Annotated in this window: 17 protein-coding genes and 1 pseudogene; 7 read left to right on the forward strand and 11 right to left on the reverse strand. The window is 59.2% G+C overall.

The window, feature by feature from the left end; translation table 11 throughout:
- Positions 1–190 precede the first annotated feature (190 nt).
- A pseudogene (locus LOY55_RS25485) lies at positions 191–2,332 on the forward strand (methyl-accepting chemotaxis protein).
- A gap of 114 nt (positions 2,333–2,446) precedes the next feature.
- Here the strand turns inward: LOY55_RS25485 and LOY55_RS25490 are convergent.
- Genes LOY55_RS25490 through LOY55_RS25500 form a run of 3 tightly spaced genes read right to left on the reverse strand, consistent with a single transcriptional unit; the run spans position 2,447 to position 3,558 of the window.
- Complete coding sequence (locus tag LOY55_RS25490) at positions 2,447–3,070, reverse strand: SOS response-associated peptidase (RefSeq protein WP_046030223.1); 624 nt, start codon at positions 3,068–3,070, stop codon at positions 2,447–2,449.
- Between the two features lie 35 nt (positions 3,071–3,105).
- Positions 3,106–3,366 (reverse strand): putative signal transducing protein, encoded by a 261-nt coding sequence (locus LOY55_RS25495; RefSeq protein WP_046030221.1) that lies wholly within the window; start codon positions 3,364–3,366, stop codon positions 3,106–3,108.
- 9 nt (positions 3,367–3,375) lie between these two features.
- Positions 3,376–3,558: a CPXCG motif-containing cysteine-rich protein gene (locus LOY55_RS25500; RefSeq protein ID WP_077431276.1), complete on the reverse strand. Its 183-nt coding sequence runs from the start codon at positions 3,556–3,558 to the stop codon at positions 3,376–3,378.
- A gap of 139 nt (positions 3,559–3,697) precedes the next feature.
- On the opposite strand from LOY55_RS25500, the gene LOY55_RS25505 reads away from it, so the two are divergent.
- Positions 3,698–4,864, forward strand: coding sequence for a 1-acyl-sn-glycerol-3-phosphate acyltransferase (locus tag LOY55_RS25505; RefSeq protein ID WP_077431275.1), 1,167 nt, complete (start codon positions 3,698–3,700; stop codon positions 4,862–4,864).
- Positions 4,865–4,928: 64 nt separating this feature from the next.
- Here the strand turns inward: LOY55_RS25505 and LOY55_RS25510 are convergent, their stop codons facing one another.
- Complete coding sequence (locus LOY55_RS25510; protein ID WP_046030208.1) at positions 4,929–5,207, reverse strand: hypothetical protein; 279 nt, start codon at positions 5,205–5,207, stop codon at positions 4,929–4,931.
- A 194-nt stretch (positions 5,208–5,401) separates the two neighbouring features.
- Here LOY55_RS25510 and LOY55_RS25515 point away from each other — a divergent pair, with 194 nt between their 5' ends.
- Complete coding sequence (locus LOY55_RS25515; RefSeq protein WP_046030206.1) at positions 5,402–5,608, forward strand: hypothetical protein; 207 nt, start codon at positions 5,402–5,404, stop codon at positions 5,606–5,608.
- A 181-nt stretch (positions 5,609–5,789) separates the two neighbouring features.
- Here LOY55_RS25515 and LOY55_RS25520 read toward each other — a convergent pair whose 3' ends face one another.
- Positions 5,790–6,374: a YajG family lipoprotein gene (locus LOY55_RS25520; RefSeq protein WP_046030238.1), complete on the reverse strand. Its 585-nt coding sequence runs from the start codon at positions 6,372–6,374 to the stop codon at positions 5,790–5,792.
- Positions 6,375–6,579: 205 nt separating this feature from the next.
- On the opposite strand from LOY55_RS25520, the gene LOY55_RS25525 reads away from it, so the two are divergent.
- Both LOY55_RS25525 and mqo read left to right on the forward strand, forming a co-directional pair.
- Positions 6,580–6,813: a hypothetical protein gene (locus LOY55_RS25525; protein ID WP_223523475.1), complete on the forward strand. Its 234-nt coding sequence runs from the start codon at positions 6,580–6,582 to the stop codon at positions 6,811–6,813.
- A gap of 737 nt (positions 6,814–7,550) precedes the next feature.
- The gene (mqo, locus tag LOY55_RS25530) at positions 7,551–9,059 is read left to right on the forward strand and encodes a malate dehydrogenase (quinone) (protein ID WP_109787832.1); all 1,509 of its coding nucleotides are present in this window, start codon (positions 7,551–7,553) and stop codon (positions 9,057–9,059) included.
- A gap of 96 nt (positions 9,060–9,155) precedes the next feature.
- On the opposite strand, the gene LOY55_RS25535 is transcribed toward mqo, so the two are convergent.
- The 4 genes from LOY55_RS25535 to LOY55_RS25550 all read right to left on the reverse strand — a co-directional run bounded on the left by LOY55_RS25535 (position 9,156) and on the right by LOY55_RS25550 (position 11,106).
- On the reverse strand, positions 9,156–9,443 hold the full coding sequence (locus LOY55_RS25535) for a PA4642 family protein (RefSeq protein ID WP_046030198.1): 288 nt from the start codon (positions 9,441–9,443) through the stop codon (positions 9,156–9,158).
- A gap of 63 nt (positions 9,444–9,506) precedes the next feature.
- A complete protein-coding gene (locus LOY55_RS25540; RefSeq protein ID WP_109787831.1) occupies positions 9,507–9,992 on the reverse strand; it encodes a hypothetical protein in 486 nt (161 codons plus the stop codon).
- Positions 9,993–10,071: 79 nt separating this feature from the next.
- Positions 10,072–10,545 carry a WbuC family cupin fold metalloprotein gene (locus LOY55_RS25545; RefSeq protein ID WP_223523476.1) on the reverse strand — a complete coding sequence of 158 codons (474 nt, stop codon included), beginning with the start codon at positions 10,543–10,545 and terminating at the stop codon, positions 10,072–10,074.
- A gap of 3 nt (positions 10,546–10,548) precedes the next feature.
- Positions 10,549–11,106 (reverse strand): hypoxanthine-guanine phosphoribosyltransferase, encoded by a 558-nt coding sequence (locus tag LOY55_RS25550; protein ID WP_046030190.1) that lies wholly within the window; start codon positions 11,104–11,106, stop codon positions 10,549–10,551.
- 164 nt (positions 11,107–11,270) lie between these two features.
- Here LOY55_RS25550 and upp point away from each other — a divergent pair, with 164 nt between their 5' ends.
- Positions 11,271–11,909 (forward strand): uracil phosphoribosyltransferase, encoded by a 639-nt coding sequence (gene upp / locus LOY55_RS25555; protein WP_077431271.1) that lies wholly within the window; start codon positions 11,271–11,273, stop codon positions 11,907–11,909.
- Positions 11,910–11,911: 2 nt separating this feature from the next.
- A complete protein-coding gene (locus tag LOY55_RS25560; RefSeq protein WP_109787829.1) occupies positions 11,912–13,186 on the forward strand; it encodes a uracil-xanthine permease family protein in 1,275 nt (424 codons plus the stop codon).
- Between the two features lie 89 nt (positions 13,187–13,275).
- On the opposite strand, the gene hemH is transcribed toward LOY55_RS25560, so the two are convergent.
- Together hemH and LOY55_RS25570 are read right to left on the reverse strand one after the other, a co-directional pair.
- Positions 13,276–14,298 (reverse strand): ferrochelatase, encoded by a 1,023-nt coding sequence (gene hemH / locus LOY55_RS25565; RefSeq protein WP_223523478.1) that lies wholly within the window; start codon positions 14,296–14,298, stop codon positions 13,276–13,278.
- Between the two features lie 13 nt (positions 14,299–14,311).
- Entirely contained in the window at positions 14,312–15,214 is a 903-nt protein-coding gene (locus LOY55_RS25570) for a TIGR01777 family oxidoreductase (protein ID WP_109787827.1), read from the reverse strand.
- Positions 15,215–15,355 lie beyond the last annotated feature (141 nt).

Consider the following 15,355-nt stretch of genomic DNA (forward strand, 5'->3'; position numbering starts at 1 on the left):
CCCCGACTGGGGATGACGGTAGTAGCAAAAAATTCATACAGCACTGACTGCCTTGCAGCACAAAGGTTCGACACCTTTCTGATTGCGACACGGGCACACCCAAAACAGTCATTTAAGCCGCACTTGCTCATGGCTGACTGCCCCGCTGCCGATACACCACCGCAGACGTCCTCTTGCGTGCGGAGCACCCATGAAATTCAAGTCGATCCAGTTCTCCGTAGCGGCCCTCGCTGGCGCCATCGTACTTAGCGTAGTAGCAGCCCTGGTGCTGTACGCGCTGTTTTCCGGCGCACGAACGCAAGACATGGTCCAGGAACGGACCCAGGCGCAATTCGAGCAAGTCATCGAACAACGCCTGACGTCCCTGGCGCAAACCCAGGTCAGCTAGATCCAGCGCGAACTTGAAGCGCCACTGCTGATTGCCGGGGGACTGGTGCGGGTCAACGCACTGATTGGGACCCCGGGCGCCGATGGCCAGCCACAACTGACCGTCAGCCGCGAGCAGTTGATCAGCCTGATCAAGGAAAACGTGGTCAAGAACCCGAAGATCCTCGGCACCTACATCGGCTGGGAAAAAAACGCTCTCGACCACAACGATGCGGCCTACGTCGGCACCCAAGTGAACGGCATCGACGCCAGCAACGGGCGCTTCCTGCCGTGGTGGTTCCGCAATGAGGACGGCACCCTTGGCCTGGACAAACTGGTGGACGTCGACGACCAGAAAACCCTGTCCACCGGCGTGCGCGCCAGCGAGTACTACCTGTGCTCCAAGGAAACCAAAAAATCCTGCGTGATCGATCCAGCGCCCTACAAGGTCGGCGACAAAGTCGTCATGCTCGCCTCGTTTATTGAACCGATCATGCTCAACGGCGCCTTCCAGGGCATCGTCGGCGCCGACCTGTCAGTGAACTTCATTCAGGAAATGCTCCTGGGTGCGAATCACAAACTGTACAGCGGTGCCGGGGAAATGGCGCTGATCGGCGGCAACGGCCGAATTGTTGCCTACACCAAAGACCCGAGCAAATTCGGTGAAAAGGTCAGCGACATCCTCGACAGCCAACAGATTGCCAACATGGCCAACCTCAAGCGCGGCGAAGTGACCTACACCGTCGACAAGGCCCAAGGGCGGATCGAGTTGTACCTGCCGTTCGGCATTGGCCAGACCGACGCCCGCTGGACCTTGATGTTGCAACTGCCGCTGAATGCGGTGATGGCCGATCTGCAAAAACTGCAGGCCGACCTGAACGCCCAGCGCAAATCCGACACGTTCGGCATGGCCATGGTCGGTTTGTTGATCGCCGGTGTCGGTTTGCTGGTGATCTGGCTGGTGGGCCACGGCATTGCCCGACCACTCAAGCAGATGGTCGCCATGCTCGACGACATCGCCAAAGGCGAAGGCGACCTGACACGCCGCCTGACCAGTGACCGCGCCGATGAATTGGGCTCGATCGCCAAAGGCTTCAATACGTTCCTGGCCAAATTGCAGGCGATGATCACGCAGGTGGTGACCTCGGTGCAGAGTGTCAGTGACTCCTCGGAACACACCGCCGACATCGCCATCCGTACCAACATCGGCGTGCAGAAACAAATGGCCGAGATCGACCAGGTGGCCACGGCAGTGCATGAAATGACCGCCACTGCCCAGGACGTGGCACGTAACGCCACCCAGGCTGCGCAAGCGGCCAGTCATGCTGATCAGGCGGCGGCCCAAGGTATGCAAATTGTGCGGGACACCTCGAACTCGATTGGCGTGCTGGCCGTGGAAATTGGCAAGGCTGTCGGCGTGGTGCAAACACTGGCCAAGGACAGCGAGAACATCAACGCGATCCTCACGGCCATTCGCGGAATCGCCGAACAGACCAACCTGCTGGCCTTGAACGCCGCCATCGAAGCGGCCCGCGCCGGTGAACAGGGCCGTGGATTTGCGGTGGTGGCCGATGAAGTGCGCAACCTGGCGCAAAAGACCCAGAAGGCCACCGAAGAAATCCAGACCATGATTCAGCAACTGCAACAAGGCACCCGCGACGTGGTGCGGGTTATGGAAGACAGCCAGAACCGCACGGACGAAAGCGTGCAGCATGCGGCGAAAGCGGCCGAGGCGCTGGAAACCATTACGCAGGCGGTGTCGGTGATCAATGACATGAACACCCAGATTGCCAGTGCGGCCGAGGAACAGAGTGCAGTCGCCGATGACATCAACCGTAACGTGATCAACATTGGGCAAGTGGCCAATGAAGTGGCTGGCGGGGCGGATGAATCAAGTGCGGCGAGTGCGGATTTGACCAAACTGGCCGAACAACAGCGGCGGTTGATCAATCAGTTCAAGGTTTAGTGTGTTGCGATCGTTCCCACGCTCTGCGTGGGAGTGAATCCCGTGACGCTCCGCGTCACTTTGGACGCGGAGCGTCCATGGCGGCATTCCCACGCGGAGCGTGGGAACGATCAATCAGCCGGGGGTCAGACACTCCGGCGCATTCAGCTTCGGATCATTCACCAGATTGGCCAGCACCCGCTCGCGCAACGCGGCGGGTTCACTGGCGAGCAATGCCTGCAACACATGCAACGGCGTCTCGGGATCGAGCCACGCCTCCTGCCCCGCCGCATCGAGAATCAACGGTCGCCGCTGGCTCGACGCCGGTTGCGTAATCACCGCAGTGCTCAGCCATACCTGCTCCTGCACCGGGTACGCTTCCCAGATAGCGGCAAAAAACAGCGAAGAGCCCTCCCCCGGCGTCAACCAGTACGGGCGCTTGCGCGTGGTCCCGCGCCATTCATAGAAACCGTTGGCTGGCAGCAGGCAACGACGTTCACGAAAGGCCTGGCGGAACATCGGTTGCTCCGCCACGGTTTCGGCACGGGCGTGAGCCGGAGTGCGGGACAGGTCGGTCAGCCATGGCGGCGTCAGCCCCCAGCGGGCACGGGCCAGTTCACGCTGGCCTTCGGCACCAGCGCGCAGCATCAATACCGAGTCGTTGGGGGAGATATTCCACTGGGCCTGCTGATCGGCGGGAAAACCGGGCAGGGCCGCGAAGGCGGGGTTCCAGCGAAACAGGGCATAACGTCCACACATGGGCTGACACGACTCTTGATCAAACGAACGCCAGCCTAACAGACCAGCGTGCCGGGAAAGCTCTCGGGTTCATCGCCAGGCAGCGGCAGCGCGGCATTGTACGCGGTGATCAGCTCGCGGGCGTACTCGGCCTGGTCGTTATCCACCGACAGGCCCAACAGGCCAAAGATCGGCAGTTCGCCCGTGCCGCCGAGCAAATCGCGCCCCACCAGATGCGCCTCGACGCCCTCGCTGGCCAACATGCCTTGCAGCAACTCGCCTTCCATCAGGTTTTCAGGTTCGTAGATGCGCTGCATAGACACCCCTCATTCGTTTTCACTAAAGACTTCGAGATGCCATTCGCCTTCATGAACCTGTAAAACAAAGGTAATCGGCCGACAACAGACCTGACAGTCTTCAATATAGGTCTGATCGCCACCGGACAAGTCCAGCGTCGTCTCGACCTCTTCACCGCAATACGGACATTCATACAGCGCAGGTTCCAGCATCGCGGTCTCCCAAGTGACTTGTGCGTATAATCGCCGGTCTATTTGCAGGGCTATTTTTGTCTGGCTAATTTTTCAGACCGTGCCCCGTTGGTTTTCGATCAAAACCTTTACTTACCCTAGCCGTTTCTAACAAGAGAGCATGATGGGCGAATTCGATGCCATCCGACCTTACGACGATAGCGAAGTCCCAGCGGTACTGGACAGGCTGCTCGGCGACAAGGCGTTTCTAGATATCCTCACCCACTTCCGCTTCCCGCGTTTTGCCGGCACTTTGGGCTGGATGCTTAAACCTCTTATAGCTCATCGGCTGCGTCGAGAGTTCGCCGGTGTGACATCGGTGGCCACATTGCAGGACAAGGTCGAGATGTACGTCGACCACACCATCGAACGCGCGACCGACGGTGTCACGTACACCGGTGTCGAACAGTTCAAGTCCGGCAGCGCTTACTTGTTCATCGCCAACCACCGCGACATCGTGATGGATCCGGCCTTCGTCAACTACGCCGTGTACCACGCAGGCCTGCCGACACCGCGCATCGCGATCGGCGACAACCTGCTGCAAAAGCCCTTCGTCAGCGACCTGATGCGCCTGAACAAGAGCTTCATCGTGCACCGTTCGATCACCGGTCGTCGCGAGAAGATGGCGGCCTATCAACTGCTGTCGGCCTACATCAACCACTCGATCCGCAACGATTGCGCCTCGATCTGGATCGCCCAGGCCGAAGGCCGGGCGAAAGACGGCGACGACCGCACCGAATCGGCCATCCTCAAAATGTTCCACATGAGCCGCAAGGACGAGCCGTTCGGCGAAGTCATTCAGTCGCTGAACCTCACCCCGGTGTCGATCAGCTATGAATACGACCCGTGCGATCAGGCCAAGGCACGCGAATTGTTCATCCGTGCCACCACCGGCAGCTACACCAAAGTACCGGGCGAAGACGATGTGAGCATCGCCAAGGGCATCACGGGCTACAAGGGCCGGGTCCATGTGAACTTCGCCGCGCCGATCACCGAGCTGTTTGATGACACCAAGCAATTGGCGGTCGAGATGGACAAGCAGATTCTGGGCGGCTACCGGTTGTTCCCGGTGCATTACCTGGCTTACGCCCAGTGGACAGACGCCGACCCGCAATTGCAGGTGCCGACAGCGTCGCAAGTGTTTGCGGCCGATGAGTTGGCCAAGGCGCAGGAAGAGTGGCAGCGCCGTCTGGAGGCCTGCCCGATGGAACATCGCCCATTCATGGTGCTGCAATATGCGACGCCGGTGCGTAATCAGTACCGCGTCAAGGCAGGCTTGCCGCTGTAAGGTTTTTGGCTGGATACGACAACGGCGCCTTCGGGCGCCGTTTTCATTGCTGCGTTGTTTGCTGTCAAACCCGTGTGCTGATCCACGACACCAGCAACGCAAGCCCCAGGCAGGCAAAACCGAAGCGATAGAAAAAGCGGTTCATGCGCAAGGTCGCCCAATCGAGGGTCGGCTCGATGCCAGGCTGGCTCTGGCGCTGGGCCAGGATACTGGCCATGGCACGTTGCTCGCGACGACGGGTTGCATGCAGCAGCCAACCGCCCGGGAAGGCAAGCAGCAAGGCCAGCAGATTGACCAGCTTGGCGGGATGGGCAGTAAACAGCGTCATCAAATGCAGCGACATCACGGACCTCAAGCAAAACAGGTGTGGCAGACGTCGAACCGACGACGGCGGCGCGGATTCTACCGAAAGCCTCTGCGCCTGCACCTGCTTTACGACAAATAACTCACCATTTGGCAGATTCCTGTCCTGCGTCACGGCTTCGTCATCTGAATCCGTCAGTCTGCGGCCCCACGCAAACAGACATGGAAACCGTCATGCTTCACGCCGAAAACCAGGACCGCCTCTACCTCATTGCCCCAAGCGACGAGCAACAAAACCTTGTGGGAAGCCTCGCCTTCAACGTTCAAGACCGTCACTGGCTTGTCTATTGCGCGCTGGGCGGGCATCAACATGCGGACTTGCCGGAAGCGGATTTGCTGACCGGTGTGAGCGTGCTGGACTTCTATTCCGAAGCGGCCTGACACCACCTCAACCTGTAGGAGCCGAGCTTGCTCGCGATGGCGGCATCACATTCAATATTGACGTTGACTGACAGTACGCAATCGCGAGCAAGCTCGGCGCCTACAGGCCAACGGTGTATTGCAGACATAAAAAAGCCCGGGGCCATGGCTGGCTCCGGGCTTTTTTGATTCTGCGGAAAAGTTACTCGCCGAGAACCTGACCCACAGTCGGGTCCTTGAACAGTCGCGTCAACGCATCACTCAACACATCGCTGACCAGCTTGGTGTTGGTTTCCTGGTTGGGTGCCATGCCAAAACGCTGATCCAGCGATGCACCGTAACGGCCGCTGTAACGACGGTTGGCGTTCTGCACATCGGAGCGGAACGTCGCACCGATGGTCGCTTCAGTCACATACATGCCTTCTTTAGGCGACTGATACTTCAGCTCGGTCAGGGTCACGGTGATTTGCGGGGCATTCATTGCGTTGGCGTTCGGTGTGAAACCCAGCAACCGCACGGCCGCTTCGGCTTGCGCCTGCAACTTCGGCAGAATCTGCGCGCTCTGCACGGTAATCGCGCTGGTTTCCGGGTACAGGCCGCCGCGCGTGCCCAGCGTTGGCGACGGACGACCGTCCACTACACGCACCACCACGGGCTGACCATGGCCGACCGGTGCCAGCTGAGTCGTCAGCTTGGGTTCAGGGTTCAGTTGTTGCGGGCTGTGGGCGCAGCCGACGAGGGTCAAACTGGTCACAGTGATCAAACCGAACAACAGGCGTTGCAACATGCGCTTCTCTCCAGAATCAGGCACAAACAGGCTGGCAGTATAGCGGTGGGCCACTGCGGCGAACCAGTGGCCTTCAATCATTACTGAAATGTCTGACATGCCCTTGGGAAAGCGGTTCCTGTCACACACCTGTCATCGCCCATACACTCGCACGTAACGGCTAATGGGCAATCTTCACTGCAGTCACCTCACAAGGTTCTTCGCCATGCGCTATCTCGTCTCTTTGTTCGCGCCACGCCCGCTGCACCGTTGCTTTGCCCTGCTCGACAGCAATGGTCATTGCCAGGCGTTCAAGCAGTGCAGCCTCCAGCCGATGGGCGATGGCTGGGTCGAAATCGAAGAAATCCGCCTCAACTGGTTGCATCAGCCTCTGCCCCCTAGCGCCCGCGTCAGCACCCGCCAGCCACGCGCACGGGTGCAACATCTGTTGACCACCTGACCGAACGCCTAATAAAAGTCATTAAACACGTCCATTTCCCTGCGTTTCTTAGATACAATCTCCCCCCGATTATAAGGACGTCTCCTGATCGGGCCTCGCAGCATCGTCAATGCCTCGGTATTGACACCCCGCACCGCCCACAGAGAGCCGCCCACACAGATCGAGTGAAGCTGGCGCGCTTGCTGTTCCTTGAGCAAAACCTCCACTTTTCGCGAATCTGCAGAGCTGTCATTACGCTCGGTCACTGAGCTGTTTGCCCGTTTTGCCAGTCATGTACCCCATGACGGCAATCCTTCCGGGCACGGTGCCAGGCAGGGACAGCCCTTTTTTGAGGTTCACGTCTTCAAAAGAGCGTGAAAAAAACGGGTTTTCACAACTTCACAAGAGTGTGGCGAGCAAATGAATAGTTTTGCGTCTGAACATGCACCATTAGCGTCTGAAACAGCCCAACGACACAGGACCGAGTACTCCTCGAACACCGGAGCCTGAAGCCTGTCCGCTACGGATTTGGTTGCACAAACGGATGTATCGACCATAAGTCGAATTGCCAGTCGCGTGTTGAAATGAGTTCATAGACCTCATTAGCCCGGCCGGTAGCGTCCGTCGAAGTTGCGAAAAATTGCGAAGATTCGGACATGGCGATACTGACATGGGTACCAGGGGCATCACTGACACGCCCCGGAACGCCTGGCAGCCATGCCGACAATTTGGTGCTGCAGATTTTGGAGACGCGTTAAATGGCGCATAACGAAGCAGTCGACGTAGTACTGGTTGGGGCCGGCATCATGAGTGCCACCCTTGCGGTATTGCTCAAAGAGCTCGACCCCGCGATCAAGCTGGAAGTCGTCGAGCTGATGGATTCCGGTGCCGCAGAGAGTTCCAACCCATGGAACAACGCCGGTACCGGTCACGCCGGGCTGTGTGAGCTCAACTACACGCCGCAGGCTGCCGATGGCACCGTCGACATCAAGAAAGCCGTGCACATCAACACCCAGTTCGAGGTGTCGAAGCAGTTTTGGTCCTACCTGACCAAAAAAGGCACGTTCGGCTCGTGCAAGACGTTCATCAGCCCGGTGCCGCACCTGAGCTTCGTGCAAGGTGAAAGCGGTATTTCCTTCCTCAAGGAACGCTTCAAGGTGCTGAGCAAGCACCACGCCTTCGCGGACATGGAATACACCGAAGACAAAGCCAAAATGGCCGACTGGATGCCGCTGATGATGCCGGGCCGTCCGGCCGACGAAGTTGTCGCTGCGACCCGCGTGTTGAATGGCACCGACGTCAACTTCGGCGCCCTGACCAATCAACTGCTCAAGCACCTGACCAGCGCACCCGATGCACAGGTCAAGTACTGCAAGCGCGTGACTGGCCTCAAGCGTAACAACGGTGGTTGGACCGTCAGCATCAAGGACGTCAACAGCGGCAATACCCGTGACGTCGACGCGAAGTTCGTCTTCCTGGGCGCTGGCGGCGCGGCGTTGCCGCTGTTGCAGGCCTCGGGCATCGAAGAAAGCAAAGGCTTCGGCGGCTTCCCGATCAGTGGCCAGTGGCTGCGTTGCGACAACCCGGAAGTGGTCAAGCACCACCAGGCCAAGGTTTACAGCCAGGCCGCCGTGGGTTCGCCACCAATGTCCGTACCTCACCTGGACACCCGCGTCGTTGACGGCAACAAGTCCCTGTTGTTCGGACCTTACGCCGGTTTCACCACCAAGTTCCTCAAGCACGGTTCCTTCATGGACCTGCCGATGTCGGTACGCGCTGGCAACATCGGCCCGATGCTGGCCGTGGCGAAAAACAACATGGACCTGACCAAGTACCTGGTCAGCGAAGTGATGCAGTCGATGGAGCAGCGCCTGGAATCCCTGCGTCGTTTCTACCCTGAAGCGAAAGCCGAAGACTGGCGCCTGGAAGTGGCCGGCCAACGTGTGCAGATCATCAAGAAAGACCCGAAAAAGGGCGGCGTTCTGCAGTTCGGTACCGAACTGGTCGCGGCCAAGGACGGTTCCCTTGCTGCCCTGCTCGGCGCCTCCCCAGGCGCTTCGGTGACGGTTTCGATCATGCTTGAGCTGATCGAAAAATGCTTCGCGGGCAAGGCCAAGGGCGAATGGGCTGCCAAACTGGCGGAAATCTTCCCGGCTCGTGAAAAGGTCCTGGAAACCGATGCGGCGCTGTATCGCAAGATCAATGCGCACAACAACATCGCGCTGGAGCTGGTTGAAGAAAACAGCGAGACCCCAAGCTTCGCTTGATTGGGCCGCATAAAAAACGCCCCGCTCTCATTGAGAGCGGGGCGTTTTTTTATGGCCGGTAAAACCCGCGCCACACATATCGGTTTGGCTGGGAGATCAGCCGCGAGCCTTTTTGATCAGCTCGATGTAATCCGGGGCGTTACGCTGATCCTGGATCAGGTCAACGAAGGTTTTGCCGTGCTCATCCTGGCCGTCAACGTCGAAGCCGGCTGCAACGAAGAACGTCAGAAAACGCTCGAAGTCATCGATTCGCAGGCCACGGTAGGCCTTGATCAATTTGTGCAGCGACGGCGAAGTGGCGTCGACTGGCTCGAAATCGAGGAACAACTTGATCTGCTCGTCGCCGATCTCGTCACCAATCACTTGCTTCTTATCTTTACGCATTGCCGACTCCAGCTCGCAGACATTTCACGGGGCGGGCAGTTTACCCCTCCCTTGCCGCCGGGCTCAACGCGGACGAGTGGCTGCGGTGTGTAAATCAGCCCAGACATGGCCATTGGCATAGCTCAAGAACTGGCAATACACCGTGTCATTGCGCAACAAGTCGATGACGACCCGGTATTGCGCCAACGGGTAATACAGCGTCAGGGTTTTGCTTTTATCGTCGTAGACCGGCTTTTTCAGGCTTTTGCTTTCGCCATCGAAATTGACCAGGACCTGGCTGATGGTCGCGCCTTTGTTCAGGGATTTACCCTTGAGACGGATCAACAACGGTGACGTGACCGGAATCGGCTGTTGACTGGATTGGCGTTGGCTACCCACGACCACGGAATACTCGGTGACCTGCATGAGCTGTTGCTGCTCGGGCTCCGCGTCGCGCAGGGTCAGGTCATCCGGTGGCAGGTACTGCGCGTGCATCGGCGCAGGTGCGGCGGCCAGGGGCAAACTGAGGGCCAGCAACACTGCGGCGCAACTGCGGATCAATAGACTCATGACGGGCTCCAGGGACGAAGCGCAGCACTGTAGCAGCTGCCGAAGGCTGCTACAGGAAATCGCGGTGGTGTGCCGGACATCAATCGAATTGAGCGCGCATCCACGCCAGATACTCGGCCACACCCGGCTCGCCCTCGCGCGGCGCCCAGTGTGCCAGCTCACCTTCACCCACGGGGCGGTAAGGACCGGCCTTGCACTCGAACATCAAGCTGTCGGCTTCCAGCACCACAATGCTGTGGAACACACCATCTGGCAGATCCACCCCGACACAATCACCGCCAGCTTGCAGGATCTGCTTTGTCAGCAACGTGCCGGACTCATCGAAAATCAACACCCCAAGCCGCCCTTTGAGCACCAACAAGGTTTCAGCCTTGTTTTCGCCCAAATGCCGGTGCGGCGGGATGTAGGTGTTTGGTTGCAGGCCTACGGCCATCCGATGACAAGCGTCTTCCATCTGATGGAAATTGTGGTGCTGGCGCCCACGCGGATTAGCCGCCGCTTTCCCGGCCAAATCTGTGAACAAGGATTGATCAAGAAAGCGCGGCGTAGTCATCGTTTACATGCCTTTAACAGCGAAGATCCCGTTAGCGTTACGCCAGTAGCCTTTGTAATCCATGCCGTAACCGAAGATGTAGCGGTCGATGCACGGCAGGCCGACGAAATCGGCTTTCAGGTCCGGGCGAGCCTTGCGGTCGTGGTCTTTGTCGATCAACACGGCGGTGTGCACTTTGCGCGCGCCGGCGTGCTTGCAGAAATCGATGATCGCGCCCAGGGTGTGACCTTCGTCGAGGATGTCGTCGATGATCAACACGTCACGGTCGATAAACGACACTTCCGGCTTGGCTTTCCAGAACAGCTCGCCGCCGCTGGTTTCATTGCGATAGCGGGTGGCGTGCAGGTAGGACGCTTCCAGCGGGAACTGCAAATGGGTGAGCAGCTTGCCGGCGAAAATCAGGCCGCCGTTCATCACACAGAACACCACCGGGTTAGTGTCTGCCAGTTGTTCGTTGATGTGTGCACCAACGCGGGCGATAGCCGCCTCGACTTCAGCTTCGGTGTACAGGCAGTCAGCCTCTCGCATGATTTGACGGATATGCTCGAGATCAGCGGACATGGCGCTCTCCAAGGGGTGGCGTATTCAGGAAAAGCGGGCAAAGGTACGCATCCCGCACGATCAGATCAAGCGTTTGTGGACTAACGTTCTGTATGTCTATAGGACAACACCCTCGGATAGATTAATCTAGGCCGGTTTTTTTGCCCGCCGCCGGAGCCTTTCCCATGCCCATCCTCGAGATCCGCCACCCGCTGATCCGTCATAAACTTGGCCTCATGCGCCGTGCAGACATCAGCACCAAGAATTTCCGTGAGCTCGCTCAGGAAGTCGGCGCCCTGCTGACCTATGAAGCCACCAAAGACCTGCCGCTGGAAACCTACGATATCGAAGGCTGGTGCGGCACGGTGTCGGTCGAGAAAATCGCCGGCAAGAAAATTACTGTAGTACCGATTCTGCGCGCCGGTATCGGCATGCTCGAAGGCGTGCTGAGCCTGATCCCGGGCGCCAAAGTCAGCGCCGTGGGCGTGGCCCGTAACGAGAAAACCCTCGAAGCCCACACCTACCTGGAAAAACTGGTCCCGGAAATCGACGAACGCCTGGCCATGATCATCGACCCGATGCTCGCCACCGGCGGCTCGATGGTCGCCACCATTGACCTGCTGAAAAAGGCCGGTTGCAAGGACATCCGCGCCATGGTGCTGGTCGCCGCGCCGGAAGGCATTGCCGCGGTCGAGAAAGCTCACCCGGACGTGATTATCTACACCGCGTCTATTGATCAGAAACTCAACGAGCACGGCTACATCATCCCGGGCCTGGGCGATGCCGGAGACAAGATCTTCGGTACCAAGCAGAAGGACGCTTGAGCATGCAGCAAGAGTTCAACGATCCGCTCTGGCGCACGGTGCTGTCGGGTGCACAGATGCTGTTCGTGGCCTTCGGCGCCCTGGTGTTGATGCCGCTGATTACCGGCCTCGACCCGAACGTGGCGCTGTTCACCGCCGGCCTGGGGACGATTCTGTTCCAGATCGTCACCGGGCGTCAGGTGCCGGTGTTCCTGGCGTCGAGTTTTGCCTTCATCACCCCGATCATCCTCGCCAAGGGCCAGTTCGGCCTCGCGGCGACCATGGGCGGGGTGATGGCGGCGGGTTTCGTCTACACCTTCCTCGGCCTTGCCGTGAAGATCAAAGGCACCGGTTTCATCGACCGCCTGCTGCCACCGGTGGTGATTGGTCCAGTGATCATTTCCATCGGCCTGGCCATGGCGCCGATTGCCGCCAACATGGCGATGGGCAAGGCCGGCGACGGCTCTGAGCTGATTCACTACCAGACGGCGATGCTGATTTCGATGCCGGCGCTGCTGACCACCCTGATCGTCGCGGTGTTTGGTAAAGGTATTTTCCGCCTGGTGCCAATCATCTCCGGTGTACTGGTCGGGTTTGCCATGGCGTTCTATTTCGGCGTGGTGGACACCGCCAAGATTGCCGCCGCACCGTGGTTCGCGATTCCGCACTTCACGGCACCCGAGTTCAACTGGCAGGCGATTCTGTTCATCGTTCCGGTCGCCCTGGCCCCGGCCATCGAGCACATCGGCGGCGTGATTGCCGTGGGTAGCGTCACCGGTCGCGATTATCTGAAGAAGCCTGGCCTGCACCGCACGTTGCTCGGCGATGGCATTGCCACCACCGCAGCGGGCTTGTTTGGCGGCCCACCCAACACCACGTACGCCGAAGTGACGGGCGCGGTGATGCTGACCAAGAACTACAACCCGAAAATCATGACCTGGGCGGCGATCTTTGCCATCAGCCTGGCATTCATCGGCAAGTTCGGCGCGCTGCTGCAAAGCATTCCGGTGCCGGTCATGGGCGGGATTCTGTGCCTGTTGTTCGGCTCGATTGCGGCCGTGGGCATGAACACGCTGATTCGCCACAAGATCGATCTGGGCGAAGCGCGCAATCTGGTGATTGTGTCGGTGACCCTGGTGTTCGGGATTGGTGGTGTACTGGTCGGCACCGGGACCGGCCCGGACGACTTCGGCCTCAAAGGCATTGCGCTGTGCGCGGTGGTGGCGATTGCGCTGAACCTGATCCTGCCGGGTAATGACAGCTGGAAGCACAAGAAGGCGGATGATCCGCTGTTGTAAGTCGGCCTCAAGATAGCTATCGCGGGCAAGCCTTGCTCCTACAGGTTCTGTGTCGAACACTGTAGGAGCAAGGCTTGCCCGCGATGCTTTTAGAGGGCCAGCGGCGCTCGCTCACACAACGCGCTCAGCGCCCGCGCCCACTGCGGGTCATCATTGAGGCACGGTACCAGCACCAATTCCTCTCCTCCGGCTTCGCGGAACTGCTCCAGCCCGCGATCACCAATTTCTTCCAGCGTCTCGATGCAATCAGCCACGAACGCCGGGCACATCACCAGAATTTTCTTTACGCCGCTTTTGGCCAACTCATCAAGGCGCGCTTCGGTATAGGGCTCGATCCACTTGGCCCGGCCCAGACGCGACTGAAACGACACCGACCATTTGCCGTCCGGCAAGCCCATGCGCTTGGCAAATTCTGCCGCCGTACGCAGGCATTGCCCGCGATAGCAGGTGGCGACCACTTCCGGCGGCGCCCCGGCGCAGCAATCACCGCCCCCTTCAAAACTGTGGCCAGGGTTGAGCTTCTTCAGGTGCCGTTCCGGCAACCCGTGAAAGCTCAACAGCAAGTGATCGTAATCCTGCGCCAGATAGGGCTTGGCCGTGGCCACCAGCGCATCGAGGTATTCCGGCTGATCGTAGAACGGCTGGAGAATCGACAACTGCAGGTCGAGCCCTTTCTCGCGCACAACACGCTTGGCCTCTTCGATGACTGTCGTGGTGGTGCTGTCGGCGAACTGTGGATAAAGCGGCGCCAGCGTGATTCGCCTGTGACCGGTCGCTGCCATGCGCACCAGCGTCGACTCGAGCGACGGCTCGCCGTAACGCATCGCCAATTCGACCGGACCGTGGGTCCACTGCGATGTCATGGCCTGCTGCAAACGACGGCTGAGCACCACCAGGGGCGAACCCTCTTCCCACCAGATCGACGCGTAGGCGTGGGCTGACTGCTCCGGGCGTTTGATCAGGATCAGCGACACCAGCAAGCGTCGCACTGGCCATGGCAGGTCGATCACATACGGGTCCATCAGAAATTGATTGAGGTAGCTGCGCACATCCGCCACCGAGGTGGAGGCAGGTGAACCCAGGTTAACCAGAAGCAATGCGTGATCGGTCATGCAACGTCCTATTTCAGAGGCGGCTGGACAGATCGTCCAGGGCCGCGCGCAAATCGGTGAACTGGAAAATGAAGCCCGCGTCCAGCACGCGTACCGGGAGCGCCTTCTGGCCACCCAGCAATAACAGCGACAACTCGCCAAGCGTCACTTTCAACGCCAGGGCGGGCATCGGCATGAACGAGGGGCGGCGCAGCACGCTGCCCAGCGTCTTGGCAAACTCGCGATTGCGCACCGGTTTGGGCGCGCACGCATTATAAGGACCGCTGGCGTCTTTCTGATGCAGAAGAAAATCAATCAGGGCGATTTGATCGTTGATATGAATCCACGGCATCCACTGCCGACCATTGCCGATAGGCCCGCCCAGCCCCAGTTTGAACGGCAGCAACAGCCGCGACAAAAAGCCGCCCTCCGCGGACAGCACAAGGCCGGTGCGGATCAGTACCACGCGAAGTCCCAAGGCTTCAGCACGCTGAGCGGTCTCCTCCCAGGCGATGCACAACTGGCTGGCGAAATCATCGATGACGGGGGGCGAGACCTCGGTCAGCTCACGCTCCCCGCCATCGCCATACCAGCCCACCGCCGAACCGGAAATCAACAGCGAGGGTTTTTGCTCGCGTTTTTCGAGCCAGGCCAGCAGCGTTTCCGTCAGGGTGATGCGACTACTCCAGAGCAACGCCTTGCGTTTGTGCGTCCAGGGGCGGTCGGCGATCGGTGCACCTGCCAGGTTGATAATGGCGTCCAGCGGCGCCGGTTCGAGGTCCTCCAGCCGGGCAATACCGCGCACTTGAGCGCCGCATATTTTCGCGACCTTTTCAGGCTTGCGACTCCAGACTGTCAGGCGATGTCCCTGACTCAACCAGTGCCGGCAGAGCTGACGTCCTATCAAACCAGTACCGCCGGTCAGCAATATGTGCATGACTTCTTCCTCGCGTGGCGTTTAACCCTGATCACTAGTCTATTTTTATAAGCAGGGATCTTTGGTATCGGGCAGGTTCTGTGTTTAACAATAGGCCAAGCTGTCAGATCGAGAACGCTAAAAGTTATACCAAAAAACAAT

It is taken from the genome of Pseudomonas sp. B21-040, assembly GCF_024748695.1.
Classification (GTDB): Bacteria; Pseudomonadota; Gammaproteobacteria; order Pseudomonadales; family Pseudomonadaceae; genus Aquipseudomonas.